The organism is Moorena sp. SIO3B2 (genome assembly GCF_010692525.1).
Classification (GTDB): Bacteria; Cyanobacteriota; Cyanobacteriia; order Cyanobacteriales; family Coleofasciculaceae; genus Moorena; species Moorena producens.
On record NZ_JAAHHE010000191.1, the window covers coordinates 1 to 12,242 of the forward strand.

A 12,242-nucleotide genomic window follows, 5' to 3' on the forward strand; every position below is an offset into this window, starting at 1 on the left:
GAAGCATGAGTATAAAAAGAATTTAACCTTCAATCCTTTTAGCTAGCCTGGGTGAAGCCACTGACGGTTCTAAACTCTTGAACTGTTAAAGATTTCACAAAGTTGTATCACCTTAGTTTGTAATGTTGAAAGGGGGTCTGCTCCGGTTTTGAGGTTGAGGTCTAACTCCAGCAACACGCGCAGAGTGGAGATGAGTTGCTTGGGGGAAAGGAACTCCACGTCTTGTTTGAGGAAGTAAACTCGTTTGGGGTTATTGATATTGGCAGTGTTAGCGATCGCATTTAGATCGGTTTCCCCCTCACTGACCAGCAACTTCACCCACAACCAGGTACGAAACTGGGTAATTAAGGTAGCGACAATCTTTAAAGGAGGTTCATTGTGGTTGATCAAGGCAGCCAACAACTCCAAGGCTTTTGCCCCATCCCCTTGCCGAATCGCCTCTGCCAGTTGCAAGGTATTTTGAGTATTAGCCACTACCAGGGTGGCAACGGTACTTTCTGATAAGGGTTGGCTATCATACAGCGCGTAGAGTCGTAATTTTTCCAGTTCGTTGAATAACTGTCGGGTGTCATTGCTAACGGATTCGGCTAAGAGTTCAGCGGCACTATTGGTTAGTTTGACCCCAAATTCAACGGAGTAGGACTTGACCCGATTGAGCAGCTGCTGGGTCTTCCAGGGGGGAATCAGAGCAAACTCCTGAATCTGGGCGTACTGTTGCAGTAATTTCGTGGACTTGAGTCGTGGATCTGGTCGATGGGGGGTAGTTAGTAACAAAACGGAGTGTTTAGGAATGACTGGTATAGTACGCTCTAATTCTGCCAGTAAATTGTCCGAACATTGCTGACACAGGGTTGTATCGACTAACCACACTAGACGTCCACCGATGCCAAACGGAGGAGTCATTACTTGATTCAAGGCTTGAATTACAGCATCTGGTTGGTCTGGGGAAATTTTGTCATAGTTAAAACTAGCCCAGTTGGGGTCAACTAAGGATCGACGCAGTTTGTCCACGGCTTGAGCCATGGCAAAGTCATCCTTTCCCCAATAGAGTTGACTACTCCCCCGCATAAATGACGGGGGATTCTAATAAGGATGTTTCGTGACGGGATGAATCCACGTCACTCCACGCTGTTTTCTTATTAACTGACCACAGGACAACCCTGTGGGGACGAGTCAAAACGCCCCTACCCAGTCGGTCTAGGCTAATACCTAGCGTTCTGCTTACTTTACGTATTATATTGGCAGCACCATTACAATCCGCATTGACATACCAATTCATTGTGGTTCGGTATAAACCACGCTTAGTTCTTCTCCCTGACGGTTTCCAATCATCGGGTTTTTCACCATATTTTGGCAGATAGTCACCATCTAAGAACGATGCTTTACTGGTATAACTTTCCTCTGTTTCTATGAACTCGATTCCATACTGTTGACAAAGCTGAGCAATTCTTTCTTTGAGTCTAGCTGTAGGAATTGGCACAAACTCCGAGTTAGTCTTTTTGCCTAGCCTTATCTCATGTTTGCCTCCTTTATTCCAACCAAAAATTACTCGACCAATTTGATTTTCCAAGCAATGATTGACAACCAGTCTTGCGGCTTTGTTAATTCCATCACGCATCTGACGGTTACGTTTTTCAGTTATCGCCGCTAGGTGGTTAGACCAAAATCCTTGTGGTTTGTCTTGTTTGATTGTTGATATCTGTTTGTTATACCAACGATTCATCGATTTGATGTGCTTACCATCAATAATAAAGCTAGTTCCTACATTAGAAACACAGGTTAGCCAATTATCCAATCCTGGGTCAATACCAAGTACATTATTTATTTCTACACTTGGTGTTTCTATTCCTTTGTTATAAACCAACTCAACATAGAAACATCTATTCCTTGGCAGTATTCTTAATTCTCTGATGTCATCAAATTTAATATTGCTAGGAAGAGGTAATCTAAAACTATCAATGCCAAACCAGCACTTTACTTGTCTGCCCAATGGTATTCTTATGTTTCCATCTATTAATCTTAAGGCTTGCTTGGGATAACTGACCAATGCCAAACCTCCCTTTTTTCTATACTTGGGCAGTCTTGGTCTAGTCTCAATCTTCCCTTCTCGGTATGCTTTAATCAATTCTTTGTAGGATTTAAAGGACTCGTACACTGAACGAAGTATTTGTTGTGCTGCTTGGGAGTGAAGTGCCTTATAGTGACGATTGGGCTTGTATTCTTTTTCTAGCTCAAACTTGTCGATGTAGCGATTAGCTTTAAAGTAGAGTTGACGGGCAAAGTAGATGCCCATGTTTGTCAATCTCTGAGATTGTGTGCATAAAAAGTTGAGAATTGCCAATAACTCAAGATCTGGACTCAATAAAACTTGCTGACAGCCGTACACTTGGATCACCTCCTCGCTAATTACTCATTATACTATAAACAGGACACATAAATGTGTCGGCTGTGAGGGCTCGCTCGGTTTCATCCCCTGCTTAAAAGACAGGGGCTTTCACCATCGCTTTTTGGTAAATTCCCATATCAGAACACGTAAGGGGGCAAAATTGGACGATACATATCAAAGTTATCTAAATCGGGTCACACGGCTGACCCTAACCGCAACCTATCAATCGCAGTTACTCAATATCCAAGAGTCACCCAAGTTTAAACGTCTCCCTAATGGCAGCAGAGAGCCTGCCCCTTTTCCTGGTTACACTGTAATCACACCACCTTGGGAGGAAGAGACGAATAATTCAACATTCTATAATAACATGCAGCAGCTCCAAAAAGAGCTGATCCAGCAACTAGACCCGGGTTTAATGGTACCCATACCCCCGGATAGTTTTCATTTAACCCTGGCTGACTTGATTTGGGAAAATGCTTACCGAGATGCCACGGCTGAAAATCCACAGTTTGAAACTCAACTGCTTCAGTCGATACAGGCAAGTTTCGACAAGTATGTCGGTATCAGCCAGGAAACGTCTTTAGCAAATGGTGGTAATCCCATTAGCTGGCAGCTGTTGGGCTTAATGGTCATGCCCAGAGCGATTGGTGTATGTCTAGCGCCCAAGGATGAACAGGCATACAATCGGATTGCGCAACTGCGTCGGTGTATTTATCAAAATTCTGATTTAATGGCTCTAGGTATTGAACAGCAATACCATTTTACGGCTCACATCACTCTAGGATATTTCGGAGATATCCCCCAGGAATTGGATAGCGATCGCATTAGCAATATCCTATTCGAGTTAAGTGGCCAAGCCCTAGAAGTAGAAGGGAGTGTACTATCGATTAGGCAGGCTCAATTAAGGAAGTTTGACAATATGATGCGCTTCTTGCGGGAACCGGAATGGCCAGTTTTGGAGTTTTGAGTGGGTAGCGTGCTGAGTGTTTAAGTTGGAGCAGAGTATGGGTTGGGGATTGAGATGAAAGCATTGTCGATGCATCCGATTATGGAGCAAAGTTTTGCCATTATTGACCAACAGATTGGGGAGCATCAGTTTAATCGAGCTGAGTATGCTATTGTGCGCAGGGTAATCCATAGTACGGCTGATTTTGAATTTGCCCAACTGCTTCGGTTTAGTGAAAATGCGATCGCATCTGGTATTTCTGCACTGCGGCAGGGAGCACCAATTGTTACAGATGTCGGAATGGTCAAACAGGGGATAGCCAGTATGGTGGCAAAAACCTTTGGTAATCCCCTGATCGTCGCAGTAGACCAGGCACCAGTAGCTCTGCCAGGAAAGACGCGCACGGAAACAGGTTTACTCCGATGTTTTGAGCAGTTTCCAGGGGCTATTTTTGTGATTGGTAATGCCCCTACGGCATTGTTGGCTTTATGTGAGCAGTTGCCCCACTCTCAGGTCAAACCAGCTTTGGTGATTGGCGCAACGGTTGGGTTTGTTTCAGTGCTCGAGTCGAAAGCTGCTTTGGCAAAGATATCTATCCCTCAGATTCGGGTTGAAGGAGCTAAAGGAGGGTCTCCAGTGGCTGCAGCTATTTTGAATGGATTAATGGTATTGGCTTGGGATAGTGAGTAATAAAACATCCCAAAGGTCACCCATCCATGTAGTGGGCATTGGTTTAGATGGAGCAGCTAGCTTAACTGATCAAGTCAAGGAGCTGGTGGAACGAGCGACGCTATTGGTAGGAAGTCAGCGCCATTTAGGTTATTTTCCCAACCACCAAGGGTCACAACTGGTATTGGGGAATTTTGCTGACGCTATTGAATTAATTCGTAAGCAGCTCGATAGTGCTGATCACGATACCCTAATCGTAGTGTTGGTGAGTGGTGATCCATTGTTTTTTGGCTTAGGACGATTGCTCCTAAGCCAACTTCCCCCCTCAAGGCTGAGGTTTCATCCCCATGTCAGTGCGATTCAGTTAGCCTTCAGTCGGATTAAGGTTGCTTGGCAAGATGCTAAGGTAATCAGTGCTCATGGCCGTTCTCTCGAACAACTAATCCCAGCCTTGAAGCAGGGAGTTGACAAGATTGCAGTGCTGACGGATGGCAGCAATACACCTGAAGCGATCGCTAAATTATTGCTAGCGCTAGATTTACCCAGTTGCTACGAGTTCTGGGTATGTGAAAATTTAGGAGGTATGGATGAACGGGTGCAATGTCTTGGTGTAGAAGCAGTATTGAACCAGACCTTTGCGCCCCTGAATGTGGTGGTATTACTACGTCACCCTGATTCCCTTGACCAATCCCTGGATCCAGACTCCTTACCGATACTGGGATTACCAGATCAGACATTTACTAGTTTTAGCGATCGCCCTGGTTTAATGACCAAGCGAGAAATCAGGCTGCTGTTACTAGGAGAGTTAGCACTCAAACCAGGGCAAACGGTTTGGGATATTGGTGCAGGAACAGGTTCGGTTTCCATTGAAATTGCTCGTTTATCGAAAACATCTCAGGTGTTTGCTATTGAAAAAACAGCCATGGGGAGTGCTTTGATTGAGCAAAATTGTCAACGTTTAGGTGTTAATAATGTTACATCAATTCATGGATCAGCACCGGATGTTTTGAAGGATTTACCAACACCAAATCGTATTTTTATTGGCGGTAGTGGTGGTAATTTACACTCAATTTTGGATTACTGTGATACTCGCTTAGAGCTCGATGGTATTATAGTGTTAGCGTTAGCAACTGTAGAGCATATTAATACAGCCTATAGTTGGTTTGAGTCTAAACGTTTCCCCCCCTCCGAGCGCGGGATTAGAGCAAATTCCTTCCCCCCCTTATTAAGGGGGGTTAGGGGGGATCACTGGAATTATCAATGGTTACAGGTGCAGTTATCAAAGTCGGTACCTGTGGGAAAACTAACTCGGTTTAATCCTCTCAATCCGATAACTATTTTGACAGCTTGGAAGTGCTGAGTTTGAGAGTTAATAAATTCCTTTTTCTTGCGCCTTTGCTTCAAAATATTCTATTACATCAATCCTCAAAGGCAAAGTTACTGGTTGCTTTAATTTCTTGGCATAAGGATTGGGGCGGCTTTTCATGTTGGCAAGGTCATATTCTGGTTTCATGGTTTTAGCATCGATAGTGTTTACTTTCATTTTTAGTGGCTTTGCGGGCTGAAATGATTCTGATTACTGATTCCTCCTATCGGTAACAATGAACAATCAGTAAAAATCGGTCTTCTATCTCAGAATGATCTTCTTCCCAAAACTGGATCGCCGCTAGTAGCAATAGGCAATCAACCCACACAAAAGATTAAAGGGTTGGCACTTCCGGGTGGATTTCATTTTTATTCTTTGAGCCAACAGTGGTGCGTTACGGGGCTGAGTGTCTCAACTCTAGCTACCAAAAAATGAGTGCTCCCCTAACGCACCCTACGGAACTACTTATCCAAAACTGATGTCCAGACCTGTAGATTCCCTAACCAAGAATTGAGCTGCCCACGATTACAACCCGCAGCTTTCCCTTCAGCCTCTAAACTAATGGAATGATTTCCTGAGGAAACAGGGCCAAGATCAATTTTACCTGAGGTCAACGGAAGCCTACTGAACTGGCCAGATGCGCCCCTCCACCCAAGGGTATCTGTAGAAGTAACACGCTCACCGTCAAGGTAGAAATGGATTTTTATTGGACCGCAATGAGTAGGGGGGACGACATACTGGACTTTTAAGAAACCGCGCGTTGTTACATCTATTGCGAAGCGGTTACTGCATACTTGGCCACTGCCAGTACAACTTACTTTTTCTGGACCAAAATTTTGAGACTTGGTAATCTCCTTAGGAAATAAATTATGCCAATTCGTGATCACAGCTGCCCCCAGTGCACCAACCAGGCCAATTACAGCGGCAATGATCTGTATCCTATGACTTTTATCTTGACCACTCATCCCACTTTACCAAAAGTTATGATCATCAACGTTCGATTACTTTTCGTTTTGTAGTTTTACCTAATTTATAATTATATATTATAAAGAGTAAATATTAAATGGGTGGGTGGAAATTTTTTCGAGTCTGTTACCAGTTTATGTAGTAGGGTGGGCAATGCTTGATACAGATTCACCAAGCTGGGCTTTGCACTTTGATAAACACTGCGAACCCTAAAGATTAATAACAAGGGTGCAAGATTCCAGTATTAATCAACTGAAATCTTGCTAGCTCAACTGAATTTTGCCCCCCTAGCCCCCCAACTTTGGGGGGAACAAGAGTCAATTCTCAAAAAGCTGAGAGATCAAGCAGTAAAATACCTAGCGATGGGGTGATAAGCTACAATTGCCGTGGTAGATTGCTCTGGATACAACTGCTCACTCTCATCCATGTATAACTTAATGCGATCGCATTCCAACAAATCCAACTGCTTGTACTGATCCTGGAGATTTGGACAAGCGGGATAACCAAAGCTATACCGTGAACCCTGATAGCGCTGAGCCAACACATCCCGAATACTATCGGGTTCTTGATCTGCGAACCCTAACTCCCGACGAATCCGAGCATGACTCCACTCCGCCAAGGCTTCAGCCATTTGTACCGCCAATCCGTGGTAATACAAATAATCCGTATATTGATCACCATCAAATAATTCCTTAGCGTACTCTGTGGCAATATCCCCCACAGTTACCGCCTGCATTGGGAACACATCGAATTGACCTGGTTCTGCCAACTCCTTCGGTAAAAAGAAATCCGCTATACACAAACGCTTACCAGACCGTTGCCGAGGAAACTCAAACCGTGCCACCTCTTGCAATTCCTTCGGGTCCTTTGCGCCTTCGGGATTCATCCCTTTAGCATCATAAATTATCAAGGAATTACCATCAGCTAAACAAGGAAAATATCCATAGACTACCTGGGGATGTAACAAGTTCTCAGCAAGAGTTTTTTCCTTCCATTTCGCCAGAATTGGGTCAACCTTTTCCTTCAAAAACTGATTATACTCCTCCCTCGACTGGTCCTTTGGCTTCCGAAACTGCCATTGTCCAGCAATCAACGCCTGCAAATCCAGATACCATAAGACTTCCTCGAAGGAAATATCTTCTGGCTGAAGTATCTTAGTTCCCCAGAATGGCGGTGTTGGACGCTCAATATCTAAGGTTACCGCTTCCGAACGATTAGTATCTACAGGAGTTGAAAGGGGAGTTGCTGGTTGAGAGTTGTCTTGTGAACCATTCTGCTGCAACTTGTCAACTTTCAATTCGGAAGAAGCTTCAACTGCTAAACCATTCTCTACCTCATCGATAAAGCCTTTACTATCATCCCAGTTACCAGCTGCTTTTGCTGGCATTAACTTATCCATGAAATGGAGGTCAGAAAAGGCATCTTTACCATAAACTACCTGACCATTGTAGGTATTCTGACAATCCTTATGGACAAACTTTGGTGTTAGGGCAGCACCCCCTAGAATAACTGGTACCGTAATTCCCCGCTCATTAAAGGTTGCCAGATTATCCTTCATAAAGGCGGTAGACTTCACCAGTAGTCCACTCATGGCAATACAGTCAGCATTGTGCTTTTCATAAGCATCAATAATATTGTCCACTGGCTGTTTAATCCCCAAGTTAATCACTTCGTAGCCATTGTTGGACAAGATGATATCCACTAAATTCTTGCCAATATCATGAACATCTCCTTTCACCGTAGCAATTACAAAGGTACCTTTAGCATTCTTCCCTGCTTCGGATTTTTCCATATATGGCTCTAAATAAGCCACTGCTGCCTTCATGGTTTGAGCGGATTGTAATACAAACGGCAGCTGCATTTGCCCGGAACCAAATAGTTCCCCTACCACTTTCATCCCGTCCAGCAAAAAGGTATTGATAATCTCCAGGGGAGGATATTTTTCTCGGGCTTTCTCCAGTTGTTCTTCTAAACCAATCCGTTCCCCATCAATAATATGACGCTTGAGCCGCTCTTCTACCGATAGGTTTTCATCCTGAGAGCGATCGCGTTTTGTAGTTTTCCCTTCAAACAGAGTAGTCAGCTCGGCCAAGGGGTCATAGGTACACACATCCCCATCAAACTCCCGCTGATCATAAATCAGTTTTCGACAAACCTCTTGATGCTCTGGCTCAATCTTGGCTAAGGGTAAAATCTTACTAGCACTAACAATTGCTGCATCCATCCCTGCTTGCATTGCTTCGTGCAAGAACATGGAATTAAGCACAATTCGTGCTGCTGGGTTTAGTCCGAAGGAAATATTAGAAACCCCTAGGATAACATGACACCCAGGCAATTCTTCCCGAATCCGACGAATGGATTCGATTGTTCCTTTGCCGTTTTCCCGATCTTCCTCAATGCCTGTAGAAATTGGTAACGCTAGAGTATCAAAGAAGAGTTCATGAGCCGGGATACCATATGCGATCGCATCGTTATAAGCACGTTTAGCAATTTCAAACTTCTTATCCGCTGTCCGGGCCATACCATCTTCATCGATAGTACCAATTACCACTCCCGCGCCATAGATTTTAGCTAACTCCAGTACCTTATAGAACCTAGGTTCCCCATCTTCGTAGTTAGTGGAGTTCAGGATACACTTACCCCCAACTACCTTTAAGCCAGCCTCCATCTTTTCCCATTCTGTGGAGTCCAGCATCAGGGGTAAGGTGGAATTTGTGACTAAACGGGAGGCCAATTCGTTCATATCCCGAACTCCATCCCGTCCCACATAGTCCACGTTAACATCTAGGACGTTAGCCCCTTCCCGGATTTGGGATTTAGCCAAAGATACCAATCCATCCCAATCTTCTGCATTTAGCATAGTGCGGCACTTTTTAGAACCACTAGCATTGAGCCGTTCACCAACAATTAGGAAAGAATTATCTTGCTCATAAGGCTGGGAACTGTAAATCGATGCTGCTGACGGTTCATGCTTAGGATGTCGCTCCTTCGGGGTCAGGGTTTGGGCAACCTCCGCTAACTGTTGAATATGAGCTGGCCTAGTACCGCAACAGCCACCAATAATTTGTACTCCCAAATCCTCTACAAAATGCATCAGTGCCATCCGCAGTTCCATAGGAGTAAGCCTGTAGTGAGCGTGCCCTCCGACATTTTCCGGTAATCCAGCATTAGGGATACAAGAAACCACAAATGGGGAACATTCAGACAAGTATTTGATATGTTCCTTCATTTGCTCTGGCCCAGTGGCACAGTTAAGACCAAGGATATCAATCGGGTAAGGCTCTAGAATAGTTAGCGCCGCATTAATTTCTGACCCCACCAGCATAGTACCCATCACTTCCATAGTGATCGATACCATCAGTGGCAGTCTTGCCCCTTTTTTTTCAAATACCTCTTCTATGGCATTCAGGGCTGCCTTAATTTGGAGCACATCCTGACAAGTTTCAACGATCAGCAAATCAGAACCGCCATCATACAACCCTAAGGCTTGTTCCACATAGGCGTTCTTCAAGGTATCAAAATCAATATGTCCCAGGGTAGGGAGTTTAGTACCAGGACCCATCGACCCTGCCACAAACCTAGGTTTTTCTGGAGTGGAGTATTCCGCTGCCATCCGTTTCGCTAGTTCCGCAGCTGCTTTATTTAGGTAATAGGCTTGGTCAGCTAGATCATATTCTGCCAGTACAATCGAGGTACCCCCAAAGGTATCCGTTTCAATCACATCTGCTCCCACCTCCAGGAAGCCCCGATGCACCTTTTCCACTGCTTCTGGTTTAGTATGGACAAGGTACTCATTACATCCCTCGTACTCAGGTCCACCAAAGTCTTCAGCGGTGAGGTTTTGGGTTTGGAGAGACGTTCCAGTTGCCCCATCAAATACGATAACCGGGCGCTTTGGGCTATGGAGGTGATTGAGAAAAGGGCTATTCATAGATTCAGTTATTTGTTGACTTCAGTGGTGTGTTGACCGTTGACAGTTTACGGAATTTTATTCATTTATGTCGGCTCTTATAATTAGTTTATCAAAAATCACCCAAATTATTTTATTTAATTTTTGCTATAATTTAAATTTTAGGTCAAATTAGTTTTTTTTCAACAGTTTATGTTTATAATTTCAAGGGTTTAATTAACTTCAGTTAAAGGGTGAAACAAACAGTAATTTACAAATTACATTATCAAATAATTAGTATAAATTCAATAGTGTGCAACGTTAATAAACTAGTTTCGTAAACCCATTAAACCAGATTTATAGCGTTGATAATACTTATAGTTAACAGATGCAGCGCTAACGACTCAGTTTACGTCGGCACGGATCTCTTGGAAAAGCCCAAGGGATAGTCGGTCCCTAAAGTGCAGCACAAGTTAGGCAGCGCAGGGATTAAAAACTTGGCTATACTTTGGCTAGCCGATTGTACCAAATTCCAGAAACTGCTGAAAGACAATCTCCTCTAAAAAATGCTATAATATAGAGTAATTATGTGATGGAAAAGACCATGCAAGTTAAAGACTTGACTATTGATGAGTGTAAGCTCCTCATCCAAGAAACAGTCACTGAAACTCTAGAAGCACTGTTGAGCGATCCTGATAAAAATAAACAACTAAGACCTGAGGTTGTGCAGGAGTTGATTGATTCGCTTCACCGCACTCAACTTGGAGAGCCTGGTATTCCTGCAGAAGAAGTAGCTGAGAAACTTGGCTTGAATTGGTAATGAGCTACCGCGTAGAGTTTACAGCAAAGGCAATGGTCGGGTTGGAGTCAGTTACTTAAAAGAACGAACTAGTTTTTTTTATCCTAAAGCTGCTTTTGCCCAGTGGGTTGCTATAGCAATCGGTGTCGGAATTGTGATAATTTTTGATGCCCTATTCCCTATTCCCTATTCCCTATTCCCTATTCCCTATTCCCTACTCCCTACTCCCTACTCCCTACTCCCGATTCCCGATTCCCTTATTAACCCATTCACCCTAGATTCTAAATTTAAGCCAATGTGGCAATACAACTAGAGATAAATCGTTTGTAATAACTATAGAAGGCTTGATTCCCTATTGGGAAAAAAACAAGGAGAAATTAACATGGCAGTTATCAACGGTGATAAGGGGAATAATACTCTCGTTGGTACTCGGTTTGACGATGAGATCAATGGTTTTGATGGCAGAGACGTACTCATCGGGAACAGGGGTGATGATACCCTAAATGGAGGGGATGATTCGGACTTACTATTTGGTGGAAGAGGTCACGATTCCCTCAACGGTGGCGGACATGATGACTTCCTGTTCGGAAACCAGGGCGATGATATTCTTGATGGCGATACTGGCAATGACAGGCTGTTTGGGGGGAGTGGCAACGATAACTTAATGGGTAGCTTTGGCAAAGATACCCTCAACGGTGGCAGTGGTGATGATACCTTAGTTGGTGTGGATATCTTTGACGAACAACCTGGTCAGTTGGAGAGGGATACCCTCACTGGTGGTTCAGGCAAAGATACCTTCGTTCTCGGAGATACTCAGACAGTTTATTATGATGATAGTCAAGTTCGATTCATCATTCAGCCCCCTCCTACAGAACCCCCACCAAGCTACGCTTTGATTACTGACTTTGAACCTGGTAAAGATGTTATTCAGCTGAAAGGAGCCATAGAGTATACATTAGAAGATGTTGAGCTTCTTAATGGCGTTTCCGGTCTAGGAATCTTCTTCGATGCTGACGGTTTTGATGGTAACGGTTCTGAGCAACTGATTGGTATTATCCAAAGCCAAGAATCCTTAGATGGCCTGCAAATTAATAGGGTGCGGCTCTTTTAAAAGTACGGTAGACTAGATCTCAGTAAAACTGACAAATTAGTCAGAGTAATAGTTTGAGTCAATACCTCCTGGTGGGTGACCAGCTGAAAAAGTCAGCAGTAGTTCAGGAA

Annotated in this window: 9 protein-coding genes and 2 pseudogenes; 5 read left to right on the forward strand and 6 right to left on the reverse strand. The window is 43.9% G+C overall.

All coding sequences use genetic code 11. From position 1 onward, the window contains the following. Window positions 1-69 precede the first annotated feature (69 nt). The gene (holA, locus tag F6K38_RS26855) at window positions 70-1,068 is read right to left on the reverse strand and encodes a DNA polymerase III subunit delta (protein WP_287295916.1); all 999 of its coding nucleotides are present in this window, start codon (window positions 1,066-1,068) and stop codon (window positions 70-72) included. Further along, on the reverse strand, window positions 1,055-2,386 hold the full coding sequence (locus tag F6K38_RS26860; RefSeq protein WP_048815244.1) for an RNA-guided endonuclease InsQ/TnpB family protein: 1,332 nt from the start codon (window positions 2,384-2,386) through the stop codon (window positions 1,055-1,057). Before F6K38_RS26860 ends, holA begins: the two co-directional genes overlap by 14 nt. Before the next feature lie 160 nt (window positions 2,387-2,546). Here F6K38_RS26860 and F6K38_RS26865 point away from each other — a divergent pair, with 160 nt between their 5' ends. From F6K38_RS26865 to cbiE, 3 genes are read left to right on the forward strand one after another with little or no spacing between them, the layout of a single operon-like run. Next, window positions 2,547-3,353 carry a DUF1868 domain-containing protein gene (locus F6K38_RS26865; RefSeq protein ID WP_044493066.1) on the forward strand — a complete coding sequence of 269 codons (807 nt, stop codon included), beginning with the start codon at window positions 2,547-2,549 and terminating at the stop codon, window positions 3,351-3,353. A 54-nt stretch (window positions 3,354-3,407) separates the two neighbouring features. Then, the gene (locus F6K38_RS26870) at window positions 3,408-4,022 is read left to right on the forward strand and encodes a cobalt-precorrin-8X methylmutase (protein ID WP_008183858.1); all 615 of its coding nucleotides are present in this window, start codon (window positions 3,408-3,410) and stop codon (window positions 4,020-4,022) included. Next, a complete protein-coding gene (cbiE, locus tag F6K38_RS26875) occupies window positions 4,015-5,361 on the forward strand; it encodes a precorrin-6y C5,15-methyltransferase (decarboxylating) subunit CbiE (RefSeq protein WP_287358112.1) in 1,347 nt (448 codons plus the stop codon). The genes F6K38_RS26870 and cbiE overlap by 8 nt, the downstream gene beginning before the upstream one ends. A 15-nt stretch (window positions 5,362-5,376) precedes the next feature. On the opposite strand, the pseudogene F6K38_RS26880 reads toward cbiE, so the two are convergent. From F6K38_RS26880 to metH, 4 genes and pseudogenes are all read right to left on the reverse strand, one after another. Continuing rightward, a pseudogene (locus F6K38_RS26880) lies at window positions 5,377-5,514 on the reverse strand (antitoxin); the annotation flags it as partial. Between the two features lie 4 nt (window positions 5,515-5,518). Beyond that, window positions 5,519-5,665, reverse strand: a pseudogene (locus F6K38_RS44420) (BrnT family toxin); the annotation flags it as partial. 163 nt (window positions 5,666-5,828) lie between these two features. Beyond that, complete coding sequence (locus tag F6K38_RS26885; RefSeq protein WP_287358115.1) at window positions 5,829-6,332, reverse strand: hypothetical protein; 504 nt, start codon at window positions 6,330-6,332, stop codon at window positions 5,829-5,831. A 341-nt stretch (window positions 6,333-6,673) separates the two neighbouring features. Continuing rightward, window positions 6,674-10,264: a methionine synthase gene (gene metH, locus F6K38_RS26890; RefSeq protein WP_287358118.1), complete on the reverse strand. Its 3,591-nt coding sequence runs from the start codon at window positions 10,262-10,264 to the stop codon at window positions 6,674-6,676. A gap of 562 nt (window positions 10,265-10,826) precedes the next feature. Here metH and F6K38_RS26895 point away from each other — a divergent pair. After that, on the forward strand, window positions 10,827-11,042 hold the full coding sequence (locus F6K38_RS26895; RefSeq protein ID WP_044493068.1) for a hypothetical protein: 216 nt from the start codon (window positions 10,827-10,829) through the stop codon (window positions 11,040-11,042). Between the two features lie 361 nt (window positions 11,043-11,403). Next, entirely contained in the window at window positions 11,404-12,132 is a 729-nt protein-coding gene (locus F6K38_RS26900) for a calcium-binding protein (RefSeq protein WP_287358120.1), read from the forward strand. Window positions 12,133-12,242 lie beyond the last annotated feature (110 nt).

Coding starts and splice junctions, on each gene's coding strand:
- F6K38_RS26900 (WP_287358120.1), top strand. CDS start 11,404: ATGGCAGTTATCAACGGTGATAAGGGGAATAATACTCTCGTTGGTACT.
- F6K38_RS26870 (WP_008183858.1), top strand. CDS start 3,408: ATGAAAGCATTGTCGATGCATCCGATTATGGAGCAAAGTTTTGCCATT.
- metH (WP_287358118.1), bottom strand. CDS start 10,264: ATGAATAGCCCTTTTCTCAATCACCTCCATAGCCCAAAGCGCCCGGTT.
- F6K38_RS26885 (WP_287358115.1), bottom strand. CDS start 6,332: ATGAGTGGTCAAGATAAAAGTCATAGGATACAGATCATTGCCGCTGTA.
- holA (WP_287295916.1), bottom strand. CDS start 1,068: ATGCGGGGGAGTAGTCAACTCTATTGGGGAAAGGATGACTTTGCCATG.
- F6K38_RS26895 (WP_044493068.1), top strand. CDS start 10,827: ATGCAAGTTAAAGACTTGACTATTGATGAGTGTAAGCTCCTCATCCAA.